The 15290-nt window shown below is 74.3% G+C and carries 16 protein-coding genes and 1 pseudogene; 10 read left to right on the top strand and 7 right to left on the bottom strand.

Going from position 1 to position 15290, the window contains the following annotated elements; all coding sequences use genetic code 11:
• From MHW47_RS20890 to MHW47_RS20880, 3 genes and pseudogenes are all read left to right on the top strand, one after another.
• Positions 1-288 (top strand): annotated as a pseudogene (locus MHW47_RS20890) (cupin); the annotation flags it as partial.
• On the top strand, positions 285-1181 hold the full coding sequence (locus tag MHW47_RS20885) for a sucrase ferredoxin (RefSeq protein ID WP_239225307.1): 897 nt from the start codon (positions 285-287) through the stop codon (positions 1179-1181). The pseudogene MHW47_RS20890 and the gene MHW47_RS20885, both read left to right, overlap by 4 nt.
• A 308-nt stretch (positions 1182-1489) precedes the next feature.
• Complete coding sequence (locus tag MHW47_RS20880) at positions 1490-1927, top strand: PASTA domain-containing protein (RefSeq protein WP_239225306.1); 438 nt, start codon at positions 1490-1492, stop codon at positions 1925-1927.
• Between the two features lie 76 nt (positions 1928-2003).
• Here the strand turns inward: MHW47_RS20880 and aceB are convergent, their stop codons facing one another.
• Both aceB and MHW47_RS20870 read right to left on the bottom strand, forming a co-directional pair.
• The gene (gene aceB, locus MHW47_RS20875) at positions 2004-3623 is read right to left on the bottom strand and encodes a malate synthase A (protein WP_239225305.1); all 1620 of its coding nucleotides are present in this window, start codon (positions 3621-3623) and stop codon (positions 2004-2006) included.
• Between the two features lie 237 nt (positions 3624-3860).
• A complete protein-coding gene (locus MHW47_RS20870; protein WP_239225304.1) occupies positions 3861-4466 on the bottom strand; it encodes an NTP transferase domain-containing protein in 606 nt (201 codons plus the stop codon).
• Between the two features lie 184 nt (positions 4467-4650).
• Between MHW47_RS20870 and MHW47_RS20865 the strand changes: the two genes are divergently transcribed.
• A complete protein-coding gene (locus MHW47_RS20865) occupies positions 4651-4965 on the top strand; it encodes a DUF5955 family protein (protein WP_239225303.1) in 315 nt (104 codons plus the stop codon).
• A gap of 7 nt (positions 4966-4972) precedes the next feature.
• On the opposite strand, the gene MHW47_RS20860 is transcribed toward MHW47_RS20865, so the two are convergent.
• Together MHW47_RS20860 and MHW47_RS20855 are read right to left on the bottom strand one after the other, a co-directional pair.
• Entirely contained in the window at positions 4973-5605 is a 633-nt protein-coding gene (locus MHW47_RS20860) for a response regulator transcription factor (RefSeq protein WP_239225302.1), read from the bottom strand.
• Positions 5602-6804, bottom strand: coding sequence for a sensor histidine kinase (locus MHW47_RS20855; RefSeq protein ID WP_239225301.1), 1203 nt, complete (start codon positions 6802-6804; stop codon positions 5602-5604). The genes MHW47_RS20860 and MHW47_RS20855 overlap by 4 nt, the downstream gene beginning before the upstream one ends.
• Positions 6805-6914: 110 nt before the next feature.
• On the opposite strand from MHW47_RS20855, the gene MHW47_RS20850 reads away from it, so the two are divergent.
• Entirely contained in the window at positions 6915-8015 is a 1101-nt protein-coding gene (locus MHW47_RS20850) for an ABC transporter permease (protein ID WP_239225300.1), read from the top strand.
• Positions 8012-8692: an ABC transporter ATP-binding protein gene (locus MHW47_RS20845; RefSeq protein ID WP_239225299.1), complete on the top strand. Its 681-nt coding sequence runs from the start codon at positions 8012-8014 to the stop codon at positions 8690-8692. The genes MHW47_RS20850 and MHW47_RS20845 overlap by 4 nt, the downstream gene beginning before the upstream one ends.
• Before the next feature lie 81 nt (positions 8693-8773).
• On the opposite strand, the gene MHW47_RS20840 is transcribed toward MHW47_RS20845, so the two are convergent.
• On the bottom strand, positions 8774-9574 hold the full coding sequence (locus tag MHW47_RS20840) for an IclR family transcriptional regulator (protein ID WP_239225298.1): 801 nt from the start codon (positions 9572-9574) through the stop codon (positions 8774-8776).
• Positions 9575-9888: 314 nt separating this feature from the next.
• Between MHW47_RS20840 and allB the strand changes: the two genes are divergently transcribed.
• Positions 9889-11238: an allantoinase AllB gene (gene allB, locus MHW47_RS20835; protein WP_239225297.1), complete on the top strand. Its 1350-nt coding sequence runs from the start codon at positions 9889-9891 to the stop codon at positions 11236-11238.
• Positions 11239-11305: 67 nt separating this feature from the next.
• Here allB and MHW47_RS20830 read toward each other — a convergent pair whose 3' ends face one another.
• On the bottom strand, positions 11306-12136 hold the full coding sequence (locus MHW47_RS20830) for an aldo/keto reductase (RefSeq protein ID WP_239225296.1): 831 nt from the start codon (positions 12134-12136) through the stop codon (positions 11306-11308).
• A gap of 188 nt (positions 12137-12324) precedes the next feature.
• Here MHW47_RS20830 and MHW47_RS20825 point away from each other — a divergent pair, with 188 nt between their 5' ends.
• Positions 12325-13251, top strand: a complete 927-nt coding sequence (locus MHW47_RS20825; protein ID WP_239225295.1) for a DMT family transporter — start codon at positions 12325-12327, stop codon at positions 13249-13251.
• 5 nt (positions 13252-13256) lie between these two features.
• Here MHW47_RS20825 and MHW47_RS20820 read toward each other — a convergent pair whose 3' ends face one another.
• The gene (locus tag MHW47_RS20820; protein ID WP_239225294.1) at positions 13257-13460 is read right to left on the bottom strand and encodes a hypothetical protein; all 204 of its coding nucleotides are present in this window, start codon (positions 13458-13460) and stop codon (positions 13257-13259) included.
• A 146-nt stretch (positions 13461-13606) separates the two neighbouring features.
• Between MHW47_RS20820 and MHW47_RS20815 the strand changes: the two genes are divergently transcribed.
• Together MHW47_RS20815 and MHW47_RS20810 are read left to right on the top strand one after the other, a co-directional pair.
• Positions 13607-14827: a sensor histidine kinase gene (locus MHW47_RS20815; RefSeq protein WP_239225293.1), complete on the top strand. Its 1221-nt coding sequence runs from the start codon at positions 13607-13609 to the stop codon at positions 14825-14827.
• Positions 14824-15290: response regulator transcription factor (locus MHW47_RS20810; RefSeq protein ID WP_239225292.1), on the top strand; the 467-nt coding region annotated here is incomplete at its 3' end. The genes MHW47_RS20815 and MHW47_RS20810, both read left to right, overlap by 4 nt.

Genomic DNA, 15290 nt, shown 5'->3' with positions numbered 1-15290 from the left:
CGCACCCGGCGCGCCGAGGCCCGGCCCGCACCGCTGGGCCCCCTCGCCCAGCTCGCCGCCGTCCAGCGGCTCGGCCCCCGCACCCCGGTCCGGCTCCGGGGCGCGCTCGAAGCCCGCCTCGACGGCCGGCGCCTGATCACCCGGGTGGGGTGGCTGGACTTCCCGGAGACCGACCTGCCCGCCCTGCGCCGCCTGCTCGCCGGCGAGGTGCGCACCGCCGGCGACCTCGGTCTCGCCTGTGCGGGGAGGCTGCTGCGGGCGGGCGTCCTCGTACCGGCGGCTCAGTGACGGCCGAACGCTTCTTCTGCGCCGACGCCGCCCGCACCCGGGGCGACGCGCTGCCGGGCACCGCCCCGTACGGGCTCGTCTGGGTGCTGATCGAGCATGCCGGGCCCTGGCCGGCCAACGGCTACGACGGCCTCCCGCTCGACCCCGTGGCCAAGGCCGTGCTCTACGACGCGGCGAGCGCCGTACGGGCCCGCATCCTCCTGATCCGGCGCCACGGCCGCCGCACGCCCCGCCCGGGGCCCCGGCGCTGGGCGGTCCTGCGGTACGACGCCACCGGAGCGCACCGCCAGCGGTGGGGGACCTGGGAGCGCGACGAGGACCTGGCCCGCACCGCCGAAGCGCTCGACGAGCCGGGGGAGCCGGGCCACCCGCCCCTCGTCCTCGTCTGCGCCCACGGACGGCACGACACCTGCTGCGCGCTGCGCGGGCGCCCGGTCGCCGCGGCCCTGAGCGCGCGGTGGTCCGATCCGGTGTGGGAGTGCACGCACGTGGGCGGCGACCGGTTCGCCGCCAATGTGCTCGTCGCGCCCGACGGCGTCTACTACGGCGCCCTGGACGCCGCTTCGTCCGTCGCCGTCGTCGAGGAGCACCTCGCGGACCGCGTCCACGCCGGGCACCTGCGCGGCTACACCGACCTCTACCCGGCCCAGCAGGCGGCCGTCGCCGCGCTGCTCGCCCGCCACGGCCCGGCGGGCCGGCACGCCTACGCGGTCACCGGCACCTCGCGGGCGGGCCCGCACTGGCTGATCCGCGTCACCGGGCCCGCGCCGCGCGCGACGGCGTACGACATCGAGGTCACCGCCCATCGGGCCCCACCGCACCGCCTGACCTGCAACGGCCCGGCGGCGAGCGCGGCCATGGTCCACGAGGTCGTCTCGATCCGTACCCTCTGACCCTCCGGTCCGTCGCAGGCCCGGTGAACGCCCGTCACTTCCCGCCGAGAAGCGCGGCGTTGAGCCCGTCCATGCCAGGCGGTACGTTCTGCATCCACCGAGGAATCGTCGGTGCGGCTGCTGCGCGGCGCACGGTAACGGGAAAGCGGGTCATGAAACTGAAATCGCTCGGTAGGGGCATACCTGCGATATTGGCCGTTGTCGCCTTGAGCGCAGGCTGCTCGAACGATACGTCCGACGCCACAGCCTCAGCCGCACGGAGTACACCCGCGTCCGCGCCTCTGCCTCCGGACAGCCTGCCCGTCAAAATGAAGGAAGCCTCCGACAAGGACCTCGGCTACTCCGTCCGAGACGCGACGGACCTCGGCCGAACAGTGGATCTGCAGCATGCGGAACTGTGGCGGGCGTGCCTGACGAGAGAAGGAGCCGATCCGGACTCCGTGGATTTCGGTGCCGTCCCGCGCGGGGAAGCGTGTCCCACGCATTGGAACGCCCATGTCCCCACCCCCAGGACGCCTGATCTCGTGGGGAAGGATTTCGAGAAATCCTACGACCGGCTGCTGGCGAAGGGCTACAACAGCCGGTTCATCAATGTGTTCTACGGAGGCCCCGGCATCGTCGATCAGCAGGACATCTCCCGGGTGCACGGAGAAATCTGTAGCCAGAGCCCGAAACCCGGCGAACTGTACGACGCGTCGGAAAACGTCGAACTGTCCGTCGCGGTAGGGAAGTGCCCGGCGGCCTGAGACGCACGACGTCCTGGGCCTCGACGCACCCCCGCCCCGGCGCCACGCGGCACCGGGGCGGGGGTGCACCGGGGGGTCAGCGCAGGCGTTCGTACGCGGGGAGGGTGAGGAAGTCCGCGTAGTCCTCGTCCAGCGAGACCTGGAGGAGCAGGTCGTGGGCCTGCTGCCACTGGCCGGCGGCGAACGCCTCGTCACCGATCTCGGCGCGGATCGCGGCCAGTTCCTCGGCGGCGACCGCGCGGGCCAGCTCGGCCGTGGCGTGCTCGCCGTTCTCGAAGACCACGCCGGCGTTGATCCACTGCCAGATCTGCGAGCGGGAGATCTCGGCGGTGGCCGCGTCCTCCATCAGGTTGAAGATGGCGACCGCGCCCATGCCGCGCAGCCACGCCTCGATGTAGCGGATGCCGACGGCGACCGCGTTGCGCAGGCCCTCGTAGGTGGGCCTGGCGTCCAGCGTGTCGATGGCGATGAGGTCGCCGGCCGCCACCGAGACGTCCTCGCGCAGCCGGTCCTTCTGGTTCGGCTTGTCGCCGAGGACCGCGTCGAAGGAGGCCATGGCGATCGGGACCAGGTCGGGGTGGGCGACCCAGGAACCGTCGAAGCCGTCGCCGGCCTCGCGGTCCTTGTCGGCCTTGACCTTCTCGAAGGCGACCTTGTTGACCTCGGCGTCCCGGCGGGACGGGATGAACGCCGCCATGCCGCCGATGGCGTGGGCGCCGCGCTTGTGGCAGGTGCGGACGAGGAGTTCGGTGTACGCCCGCATGAACGGGGCGGTCATCGTGACCGCGTTGCGGTCCGGCAGGACGAACTTGGCCCCGCCGTCGCGGAAGTTCTTCACGATGGAGAACAGGTAGTCCCAGCGGCCCGCGTTCAGCCCGGAGGCGTGGTCGCGCAGCTCGTAGAGGATCTCCTCCATCTCGTACGCGGCGGTGATGGTCTCGATCAGGACCGTGGCCCGGACGGTGCCCTGCGGGATGCCCAGCTCGTCCTGCGCGAAGACGAAGATGTCGTTCCAGAGGCGTGCCTCCAGGTGCGACTCGGTCTTCGGCAGGTAGAAGTACGGGCCCTTGCCGAGGTCGATGAGGCGCTGGGCATTGTGGAAGAAGTAGAGGCCGAAGTCGACGAGGGCGCCGGGCACCGGGGTGCCGTCGAGGCGGAGGTGGCGCTCGTCCAGGTGCCAGCCGCGCGGGCGGGTGACGACGGTCGCCAGTTCACCGGCCGGCCTGAGCGCGTACGCCTTGCCGGACCGGGGGTCGGTGAAGTCGATGGAGCGGTTGTAGGCGTCCATCAGGTTGAGCTGGCCGAGGACGACGTTCTCCCAGGTGGGGGCGGAGGCGTCCTCGAAGTCGGCGAGCCAGACCCGCGCGCCCGAGTTCAGGGCGTTGATGGTCATCTTGCGGTCCGTGGGACCGGTGATCTCCACCCGGCGGTCGTTCAGCGCGGCCGGGGCCGGGGCGACCTTCCAGGAGTCGTCCGCACGGATCGCCGCCGTCTCCGGGAGGAAGTCCAGCGTGGACGTGCGGGCGATCTCCGCCCGGCGCTCGGCGCGGCGCGCGAGCAGCTCGTCGCGCCGGGGCGTGAACCGGCGGTGCAGCTCGGCCACGAACGCGAGGGCCGCGGGGGTGAGGACCTCGTCCTGCCGGGGCAGGGGCTCGGCATCGACGATGGCCAGCGGGGACGGCGCTGGTGCGGACATGAGCGGTCACTCCTTCAGCGGGCGGTGCGTGCGGCGGGTCCGCTGCCGCCGGGCCGCCCGATGCGGCACGGGTGCCGGGGCTCCGGGATACGGCTGCGGTCGCCGCCTGAGGTGCAGAGGGCTTCTGGTCAGTGGATAGTAGTTTCCTCATGGTGGAAGTTCAATGGTTTGTTGATGTCGAGATTCTCCGGCTCGACAGAACGGCCGGGGCGGCGTCGGCGCAGCCTCCCAGGGCTCTCACTCCAGGTGCGAGAGGTCCGCCGGAGTGTCGATGTCGTACGCCTGTGCCACATCGCCGCACTCCACGAGCGCCAGCGCGTCCCGGTGCGCCCGCAGATACCCCCGCGCCCCCTGGTCACCCACCGCCCCCGCCGCGACGTCCGCCCACCGGTCCGCCCCGAACAGCACCGGATGGCCGCGCTCGCCCGCGTACGAGGCCGCCACCAGACTCGTCCGGTCCCGGTACGCCGCCCGCACCCGCGCCACCGCCCGCCCGCCGATCCCCGGCTGGTCGACCAGCAGCACCAGCGCCGCGTCCGCGCCCGTCCCCGCGAGCGCGCCGAGCCCCGCCCGCAGCGACGATCCCATCCCGGACGTCCACTCCGGGTTGACGCCCACCGAGCAGCCGGCCAGATCCGCCCGCGCCCGCACCTCCTCGGCCGCCGCGCCCAGCACGACGTGCACCGGACCGCAGCCACCCTCCCGCAGCACGCGCACCGCGTGCTCCACGAGCGGCCGTCCACGGTGTCCCAGCAGGGCTTTCGGGCGTCCGCCCAGCCTCCGGCCGCCCCCGGCGGCGAGCAGCAGTCCGGCGACGACGGGGGAGACGGGTTCACTTGTCATACCGCTCTGGATACCGCACGCCCGCCGTTCACGCCCGCGCCGCCCGCCCGTACGGCGGGCATCGGGTGCGCGAGGTGGCGTCCGGTACCTTTTATGGCGTTAACTTGCCCGCACCCCCGGACACTTGACCAGGTCCGGGAAGGGGTGGGATCAGCACCGGCACGAGGACGTGCGAGGGGGAGCTTTGTTGAAGAGCGTCGGACAGGAGCGGGTGACCGGCAGCGGTGAGGACCCCAGGGTCACGGAGCTGCGTACGGCGGTCTCCCGGCTCCGGCGGGCGCTGGCCGGGCATCCCGGGCAGTTCCCCGACCGTGCCATCGCCGAGGACGAACTGGCCGCGCTGGACGCCATGGCGCTCAGTGGAGTGCCCGAGATCCCCCGGCTGCGCCGCTCGCTGCTGCTGGTCGCGGGGGCGATCGGCTCGGTGAGCGCGCTGGCGTCGGCGCTGCGGGACGTGCGCGTCGCCGTCGATCTCTTCGGCGAGCCGCCGCTCCGCTGACCCGGGGTCAGCGGCGGATGAGCCTGCGGGCCGTCGCCGCCGCGACCGCCGCCGTGCGCGAGTCCACGCCGAGCTTGGCGTAGATGTGCACCAGATGGGACTTGACGGTCGCCTGGCTCAGGAACAGCCGCTTGCTGATCTCCGCGTTGGACAGGCCCTCGCCGACCAGGCGCAGCACCTCCAGTTCGCGCTTGGTGAGCGCCTGTGCGGGCGTGCGCATGCGGTCCATCAGCCGGTGCGCGACGGCCGGGGCCAGCGCGGAGCGGCCGGCCGCCGCCGTACGGACCGCGGCGGCCAGCTCCTCCGGCGGCGCGTCCTTCAGCAGATAGCCCGCCGCCCCCGCCTCCACCGCCGCCAGGATGTCCGCGTCGCTGTCGTACGTGGTCAGGATCAGCACGCGCGGCGCGTCCGGCGCGGCCGTGATCGCGGCGGTGGCCTGCGCACCGTGCATCCCGGACCCGAACTGCAGGTCCATCAGCACCACGTCGAGCCCGCCCGCGGCGGCACGGGCGACGGCCTCCTCGGCGGTGGCGGCCTCCGCCACGACCCGGAAGTCCGGCTCGGTGTCCAGGACCGCCCGCAGCCCGGCCCGCACCACCGGATGGTCGTCGGCGAGCAGCAGCCTGACCGGGGCGCTCATGCCGCCTCCCGCCCGGCCCGGTCCGCCGGCAGCGGCAGCGTCAGCGCGACCGCGGTGCCCTGGCCGGGCGCGGACTCCACGCTCAGCGTGCCGCCCAGCGACCGGGCCCGCGACCGCATCGCCGGCAGCCCGAAGCCGCCGGACTCCGGGGACGGCCGGGCCGGCGCGTCCTGCGCGAAGCCGCACCCGTCGTCCACCACGTCCAGCGACACCGAGGTGTCCATGAAGCTCAGCGTGATCTCCGCCCGCCGCGCCCCGGCGTGCCGCACGGTGTTGGCGAGCGCCGACTGTGCCGTCCGCAGCAGCGCCACCTCGTACGGCGTGGGCAGTTCGACCGGGGTGCCGCTCACCGCGAACCGCACGGTCAGCCCCGGGGCGCCGGCCCGGGCGGTGAGCCGTTCCAGGGCGGCGGCCAGCGAGCCGTGCTCCAGGTCCGGCGGGGTAAGCGCGCGGACGAAGCGGCGGGCCTCGGCGAGGTTGTCCTGCGCCGCCTCGCGCGCCCGGTGCACATGGGCGGCGGCCGGGGCGTCCTCGGGCAGGGCCCGCTCGGCGGCGCGCAGCAGGAGCTGGATGCTGGACAGGCCCTGGGCCAGGGTGTCGTGGATCTCGCGGGCCAGCCGCTCCCGCTCCGCCAGCGTGCCGGCCGTGCGCTCCGCCGCGGCCAGCTCCGCACGGGTGGCGATCAGCTCCTCGATGAGCCGGCGCCGCCGCTCGCTCTCCCGGAACAGCGCCTCGTACCCGAGGACCGTGGCCACGGCGACGGCCGCGCCGAGCAGCGGCCCGACGAACGTGCCCGGGGTGACCGCCTGTCCGTGCAGCAGGAAGCCCGCGATGGCCGCCGCCGCCGTCACGGCGACGGCCGGCAGGCTCCAGCGCGTCGGCAGCAGGTGCAGCTGGAGGAAGTAGAGCGGGAAGGCCACCCACAGCGCGTCCGGCGACAGCACCAGCAGCGCCGCCCACAGCAGCCCCAGCACCGCCAGCCAGCCCGTGCCCGCCCGGGTGCCCGGCTGCACGGACCGGGCCGCCGCGCCGGCCGCGTACACCGCGCCCAGCACCCCGGCGGTCGCGATCACGGCGCCGGCGCGCGGGACGCCGTCCCCGGCGGCCTTGACGGCCGTGAGCACCAGCAGGCCCAGCATCAGACCGTGCAGACACAGCCGCAGCGCGGCGGCGACCGGGGGATGGACACGCGTTTCCATGATGAATCCAGCGTAGGCGCGCCCCGCCCGGAGCCGGTCAATCGAAAGGTTGATGTCGGCACCAGCGCGGGGGCGATGCCCGGCGGGCTCCGGAGAACAAGGCTGGAGCCATGTTCGTCGCATGGAGAGATCTACGGTTCGCCAAGGGCCGCTTCGCCCTCATGGGCACGGTCGTCGTGCTGATCACCCTGCTGGTCGGCCTGCTGTCCGGCCTCACCGCGGGGCTGGCCCGGGAGAACACCTCGGCCGTCACCGGGCTGAACGCCGACCGGCTGGCGTTCGCCGCCCCGCCGGACGGCCGGTCGGTCTCCTTCACCGACTCCTCGGTCGGCGAGGACGCGGTACGGGCCTGGGCCCGGCAGCCGGGCGTGACGTCCGCGCAGCCGCTCGGCATCCGCACCCTGAACGCCGCCACCGGTACGGGGGAGGGCACCGCCGGTACGGGGGAGTGCACCGCCGCCGTCTCCGCGTTCGGCGTCGAGCCCGGCGGTGGACTCGCCCCGCCCGGCACCCGGGTCGCCCCCGGCCGGGCCGTCCTCTCGCACGGCGCGGCGGACGAGCTGGCGGTGGGCGCCGGGGACCGGCTGCGGCTCGGCGGGCGGGAGGTGACCGTGGCCGCCGTCGCCGGGGACGCCTCGTACAGCCACACCCCGGTCGTCTGGACCGACCTCACCGACTGGCGGCGCTCCGGGAACGGCGACGACCGTGCCACCGTGATCGCCCTGACCCTCACCGGCGCCGCCGACACCGCCGCCGGGGACCGGGCGGCGGGCACCCGGACGCTCACCCTGGCGGACTCGCTCACCGCGATCGGCTCCTACCAGGCCGAGAACGGCTCGCTCCAGCTGATGCGCGCCTTCCTCTTCGCCATCTCCGCCCTGGTCATCGGCGCGTTCTTCACCGTCTGGACGATCCAGCGCAGCGGCGACGTCGCCGTGCTCAAGGCGCTGGGCGCCTCCACCCCGTACCTGCTCCGGGACGCGCTCGGACAGGCGGTCGCGATGCTCGTCCTCGGGACCGGTCTGGGCACCGCCCTCGCCGCCGGCACCGGCGCCCTGGTCTCCGGCGGCAGCGTGCCGTTCGTCCTGGACGCGGCGACGGTCCTCGTCCCGGCCGCCGTGACCATCGCCCTCGGCGCCGCCGGGGCGGCCCTGTCCATCCGGCGGATCACCGCCGTCGACCCGCTCACCGCGCTCGGGAGTGCCCGATGACCCTCACGCTCACCGATGTCACCCTCACCTACCCGGACGGCGACGGCCGCCTCACCGCCCTGGACCGCGTCGCGCTCGACGTGCCCGCCGGCACCCTCACCGCCGTCGTCGGTCCGTCCGGCTCCGGCAAGTCCAGCCTGCTCGCGGTGGCCGCCACCCTGGTCACCCCGGACTCGGGCGCGGTCGTCGTCGCGGGCACGGACACCACGGGGCTGGGACGCGCCGAGAAGGCGGCGCTGCGCCGGGAACGCGTCGGGATCGTCTTCCAGCAGCCCAATCTGCTGCCCTCGCTGACCGCCGTCGAACAGCTCCAGGTCATGACGCACCTCTCGGGCGGCCGGGCCGGGGCGGTCCGGGCCCGCGCGCTGGGCCTGCTGGACGCGGTCGGTCTCGCCGGTCAGGCGGGCCGCAGGCCGCACCAGCTCTCCGGCGGGCAGCGCCAGCGGGTCAACATCGCCCGCGCCCTGATGAACGACCCGGCCCTGCTGCTGGTGGACGAGCCGACCAGCGCGCTGGACCACGAGCGCGGCGCGGCGGTCCTCGACCTGCTGGTCACGCTGACCCGGGAGCGGTCCACGGCGACGGTCCTGGTCACGCACGACCGCGCGCACCTGGACCGCGCGGACCGCACGGTCACCATGACCGACGGCCGGCTCACGGCTCCGGCCCCCGTGTGACCCGGACGCCCCGCCCGGCCCCGGGGGACGCGAGCGGGCCCGGACCCCCCGAAGGGTCCGGGCCCGCTCGCCGTGCGCCGGTCAGCCGGCCGTGCCGCTGCCGGTCAGCGCCTCGGACAGGTCCCTGGCCGCCTGCTGGAGGATGGGCACGATCCGTTCGGTGGCCGCCTCGGTGACCCGGCCGGCCGGGCCGGAGATCGAGATCGCGGCGGAGGTGGGGGAGTTGGGCACCGAGACCGCCAGGCAGCGCACCCCTATCTCCTGCTCGTTGTCGTCGATGGCGTAGCCCAGCCTGCGGACCTGGTCCAGCGCCTCCAGGAAGCCGTCCGGGGTGGTGATCGTCTTCTCGGTGGCGGCCGGCATGCCGGTACGGGCGAGCAGCGCGCGCACCTCGTCCGGCGGGGTGTGCGCCAGCAGCGCCTTGCCGACCCCGGTGGAGTGCGGCAGGACCCGGCGGCCGACCTCGGTGAACATGCGCATCGAGTGCTTGGACGGCACCTGCGCCACGTACACGATCTCGTCGCCGTCGAGCAGCGCCATGTTGGCCGTCTCGCCGGTCTCCTCGACCAGCCGGGCCAGATAGGGGCGGGCCCAGGTGCCGAGCAGCCGAGAGGCGGACTCGCCGAGGCGGATCAGCCGGGGGCCGAGCGCGTAACGCCGGTTGGGCTGCTGGCGTACGTAGCCGCACAGCACCAGCGTGCGCATCAGGCGGTGGATCGTGGGCAGGGGGAGTCCGCTGCTCGCCGACAGCTCGCTCAGGCCGACCTCGCCCCCCGCGTCGGCCATCCGCTCCAGCAGGTCGAAGGCGCGCTCAAGGGACTGCACACCCCCGCTGGGAGCGGCGGGCTTGGAGTCGGAAGTGCTGGCGTGGGACGGCGGCACGTCAACGGTCCTTTCGAAGCGGAGGAGCAAGGCTGCAGCCTACCGGGCCCTGTCGGACGGGCCCGTGCCGCCCGTGGGCCGTCGTAGCCGGTCAGCGCCCGTTCGTCCGGGTGTCCGCAGGTCGTGCGGGGGCCCGGAGACACCTCGCCTGGGCCATTCTACGTTCCGCCCACCGAAATTGACCTTTTACTTCGTGGAAACGTCCAGAGGGGCCCTCCGGGCGCCCATGGCGCGGGGGAGAGGTCTTGACGGGCCGCCCCGCCGAGTGAAGACTCCTTCAACAGTTCGTTGAAATTGCGAAGTGAGGAGCACGGGTGCCCGGTCCGGACGTGAAGCTGCTGCTGCGCTCGACGCGCGTCGTCACCCCCGGGGGAACCCGGCCCGCGTCGGTCGCCGTCACCGGCGGAACCATCGACGCCGTCCTCCCCCACGACGCCGAGGCGCCCGCCGGCGCCCGCGTCGAGGACTTCGGCGACGACGCCCTGCTGCCCGGCCTGGTGGACACCCATGTCCATGTGAACGACCCCGGCCGCACCGAGTGGGAGGGCTTCTGGACCGCCACCCGCGCCGCCGCGGCCGGCGGCATCACCACCCTGCTCGACATGCCCCTCAACTCCCTGCCGCCCACCACCACCGTCGAGCACCTGCGCGTCAAGCAGCAGGTCGCCGCACCCAAGGTGCACGTGGACACCGGCTTCTGGGGCGGCGCCGTCCCCACCAACGTCAAGGACCTGCGCCCGCTCCACGAGGCCGGCGTGTACGGCTTCAAGTGCTTCCTGTCGCCCTCCGGCGTCGAGGAGTTCCCCGAGCTGGACCAGGAACAACTGGCCCGGTCCATGGCCGAGATCACCGGTTTCGGCGGACTGCTCATCGTGCACGCCGAGGACCCCCACCACCTGGCCGCCGCCCCGCAGCAGGCCGGCCCCGCCTACGCCGACTTCCTCGCCTCCCGCCCCCGCGACGCCGAGAACACCGCCATCCAGGGCCTGATCGCGCACGCCAGCCGGCTCGACGCCCGCGTGCACGTCCTGCACCTGTCGTCGAGCGACGCGCTGCCGATGATCGCCGCCGCCCGGCGCGAGGGCGTCCGGCTCACCGTCGAGACCTGCCCGCACTTCCTCACCCTTACCGCCGAGGAAGTCCCGGACGGCGCCACCGAGTTCAAGTGCTGCCCGCCGATCCGGGAGGCCGCCAACCAGGACGCGCTCTGGCAGGGCCTCGCCGACGGCACCATCGACTGCGTCGTCTCCGACCACTCGCCCTGCACCACCGACCTCAAGACCCCGGACTTCGCCTCCGCCTGGGGCGGCATCTCCTCCCTCCAGCTCGGGCTCCCCGCCATCTGGACCGAGGCCCGCCGCCGGGGCCACACCCTGGACGACGTCGCCCGCTGGATGTCCACCGCCCCCGCCGCCCTCGCCGGACTGCACCACAAGGGCGCCATCGAGGCCGGCCGCGACGCCGACTTCGCGGTCCTGGCCCCCGAAGCCGCCTTCACCGTCGACCCGGCCGAGCTGTTCCACCGCAACCGGGTCACCGCGTACGCCGGACGCACCCTGCACGGCGTGGTGCGCTCCACCTGGCTGCGCGGCACGCGCATCGCCCACGACGGCGTCCTCACCGAACCCACCGGCCGCCTCCAGACCAGGGAGGACCGCGCATGACCCCGTCGCAGACCCCCCGGCCGACGGCGCTTTGACGAGAGGCCCCAGGCGCCAGGCCCCGGGCCCGTCAGAACTCCTCGTGCTCCTCGGGGTCGCCGCCGAACCGCTCCCGGCGGCCGTTGGAGATCCGGCCCAGCTCCTCGGGCGTCAGCTCGAAGCCGAACAGGTCCAGGTTCTCCCGCTGCCGCCCCGGATCGGCCGACTTCGGGACCGGTACGGCACCGAGCTGGGTGTGCCAGCGCAGCACCGCCTGCCCCGGCGTCACCCCGTGCGCCTCCGCGACCGCCACCACCTCCGGGTCGGCCAGCAGGTCGCGCCCGCGCCCCAGCGGGCTCCAGCTCTGGGTGACGATCCCCTTCGCCGCGTGCACCGCCCGCAACTCCTCCTGCGGCAGCCGGGGATGCAGCTCGACCTGGTTGACGGCGGGCACCACCCCCGTCTCCTCCTCCAGCCGCGCCAGATGCTCCGCGGTGAAGTTGGAGACCCCGACCGACCGGACGAGACCGTCCTCGCGCAGCTTGACCAGCGCCCGCCAGGTGTCCACGTACAGCCCCACCTTCGGCAGCGGCCAGTGGATGAGATAGAGGTCCACGTAGTCCAGGCCGAGGTTGCTCCGCGACTCCTCGAACGAGGCCAGCGTCTTCTCGTAACCGTGGTGCCGGCCGGGCACCTTGGTCGTGACGAAGACCTCCTCGCGGTCCACCCCGGAGTGCGCGACGCCGCGCCCCACACCGGTCTCGTTGCCGTAGTTCAGCGCGGTGTCCACCAGCCGGTAGCCGAGACCGAGGGCTCCGGCGACGGCCCGCTCCGCCGCGTCGTCGTCGAGCGGATAGGTGCCGAGGCCCACCGCCGGGATCGTACGGCCGTCGTTCAGGGTGTGCGCCGGGATACCGGACATGATCGTCCCTTCTCGTCGTCCTGCCGCGGGCATGCCTCCCCGCCCAGCGTAGGCGGGCCGGCCAGGCCCGGCAGCGCGGACCGGCGGGGGCTCGCCACCGCGCGCGGCCACCGGGTAGCGTGACCGCCCCCACGTGCGAGCCGGTGCCGTCTCCACATCCACCCCTGCGGAGAATCCGGAGTACCGAGGTGTCGTCCGTCGCCGTCCCCGCCCTCGCCCCGCCGCGCCGGGCCTGGCTCACCGATCTGCCCGTCCTGCTGGTCGCCGTGGTCTGGGGCTCCAGCTACCTCGCCGCCAAGGGCATCACCACGGCCCAGACCGTCGTCGCGGTCCTCGTGCTGCGGTTCGCCGTGGTGCTGCCCGTCCTGGTCGTCGCCGGAAGGCGCCGGCTGCGCGCGCTCCGCGCGCCGCAGTGGCGCGGCGCCGCGCTGCTGGGCCTGGTCCTGAGCGGGATCTTCCTGCTGGAGACGTACGGCATCGTGCACACCTCGGCGACGAACGCCGGGCTCATCATCAGCCTCACCATGATCTTCACGCCGCTCGCCGAGGCCGCCGTGACCCGGACCCGGCCGACCGGGGCCTTCCTCGGCGCCGCCGGGCTCTCCGTCGCCGGGGTGGTGCTGCTGACCCAGGGCGGCGGCTTCACCACCCCCTCGGCCGGCGACCTCCTGATGCTCCTCGCCGCCCTCGCCCGCACCCTGCACGTCCTGCTCATGGCCCGCGTCGAGGCGGTGCGGTCGGCCGACTCGCTGTCCCTGACCACCGTCCAGCTCGGCAGCGCCGTCGCCGTCTTCGCCTTGCTGGCCGCCGCGCCGGGCACCGGCCGGGCGCCCTGGACGGTCGCCGCCGGGTTCGGGCCGCGGGAATGGGCCGGACTGCTCTTCCTGTCCGTGTTCTGCACGCTCTTCGCGTTCTTCGTCCAGATGTGGTCCGTACGCCGCACCTCGCCGTCCCGGGTCAGCCTGCTGCTCGGCACGGAACCGCTGTGGGCCGCCGCCGTCGGCATCGCGATCGGCGGCGAGCGCCTGGGGGCCGCCGGGGTGGCCGGCGCCGTCCTGGTCCTGGCCGGCACCGCCTGGGGCAGGCGCGCCGTCACCGGCCCCGCCCGCCCCTGACCCCCTCACTCCTTGATCGAGTCGGACGCGATCATCACCGCCGTCCCCGTCACCACCAGCACGATGGACACGAACAGGGAGTGCTCGGCGACGAACGGTATCCGCAGGACCACGTTGAAGAAGTGGAACCAGTCCAGCCATTCATGGAGCAGCCCCGTGACTCCCTGGACGAAGATCAGGAAGCCGACCGTCTCGCAGAGTTTCTTCATGGCCGCCAGCCTGGCCGCCCCCGCGCCGCCCCCGCGTCGGCCGAAGGTCTGCCCGCCGGGTCCGAAAGTCTCTCCCCGCGCGACTTCGGTCGCTGCAGCGCCCCGAACGCCCGGAACCCGCCGCCCGGCTGCGTAGCGTGGACGGCATGACGCGTACGGAGTACCCCTGGCTGCTGCCCTCGGCGATGGCCGGCCCCGAACTGCCGGGCGACCGCGACCGGACCCGCCGCACCGTGCGGGACTGGGTCGTCGACATCACGGCCTTCCTGTGCGCCGCCGGCGTCGGCCTGGGCACCATCGCCACGATCGAGGCCGACCCCACCACCCCGGACGCCTTCGTCATGGTCGACTCCCTCGTCGGCGCCGCCGCCTGCTGCGCCCTGTGGGTCCGGCGCCGCTGGCCGGTCGCGCTCGCCGTCACCCTGACGCTGCTGGCCACCGTGGAACCCGTCGCGGCGGGCGCCCTGCTCGTCGCGCTGTTCAGCGTGGCCGTCCACCGGCCGTTCCGCCCCGTCGCCCTCGTCGGCGCCCTGGCCCTGGCCAGCGCCCCCGTCCAGCCCTACCTGCGCCCCGACCCCGGCACCTCGTTCCTCGCGTCCACCGTCATCGGCGTCCTGCTGATCCTGCTCACCCTCAGCTGGGGCATGATCGTGCGCTCCCGCCGCCAACTCGTCGTCTCCCTCAGGGAACGCGCCCGCCGCGCCGAGTCCGAGGCCGCCCTGCGCGCCGAACAGGCACAGCGGCTCGCCCGGGAGGAGATCGCCCGCGAGATGCACGACGTGCTCGCCCACCGGCTCACCCTGCTCAGCGTCCACGCCGGCGCCCTGGAGTTCCGGCCCGACGCGCCCGCGCCCGAAGTCGCCCGCGCCGCCGGGGTCATCCGGGACAGCGCGCACGAGGCCCTCCAGGACCTCCGCGAGATCATCGGCGTCCTGCGCGGCCCCCGCGACGGCGACACCGACGGCAACCGCCCCCAGCCCACCCTCGCCACCCTCGACGCGCTGATCACCGAATCCCGGCAGGCCGGCATGGAGGTCGTCCTCGACCACCGCATCGCCGACCCCGACGCCGTGCCCGCGGCCTCCGGACGCACCGTCTACCGGATCGCCCAGGAGGCGCTGACCAACGCCCGCAAGCACGCCCCCGGCACCGAGGTCACCGTCTCCCTCGACGGCGGACCCGGCCGCGGCATCACCGTCGAGGTGTCCAACCCGGCCCCCACCGAACCCTTCGCCCCCGTCCCCGGCTCCGGCCAGGGGCTCATCGGCCTCACCGAACGGGCCACCCTCGCCGGCGGACGGCTCGACCACGGACCCGAACCCGGCGGCGGGTTCGCCGTCCGGGCCTGGCTACCGTGGGCACCATGACCACCGCGCCCGTCCGCCTCCTCATCATCGACGACGACCCGCTCGTGCGGGCCGGACTGGCCCTCATGCTGGGCGGCGCCGACGACATCGACATCGTGGGCGAGGGCGCCGACGGCAGCGAGGCCGCCGCGCTCGTCGAACGGCTGCGGCCCGACGTGGTGCTGATGGACATCCGGATGCCGGTCATGGACGGGCTCAGCGCCACCGAACTGCTGCGCGCCCGGCCCGACGCACCCGAGATCGTCCTCCTCACCACCTTCCACGCCGACGAGCAGGTCCTGCGCGCCATCCGGGCCGGGGCCGCCGGCTTCGTCCTCAAGGACACCCCGCCCGCCCGGATCGTCGAATCGGTGCGCCGCGTCGCGGCCGGCGACCCCGTCCTGTCGCCCGCGGTGACCCGGCAGCTCATGGCCCGCGCGGCCGGCGACGGACCCGGCGAGCGCACCGACCGGGCCGCGCGGGC

The sequence above is a fragment of the Streptomyces sp. OfavH-34-F genome (genome assembly GCF_022347745.1).
In the GTDB taxonomy this organism is placed as follows: Bacteria; Actinomycetota; Actinomycetes; order Streptomycetales; family Streptomycetaceae; genus Streptomyces.
This window is presented reverse-complemented; position numbering and strand designations above follow the sequence as displayed.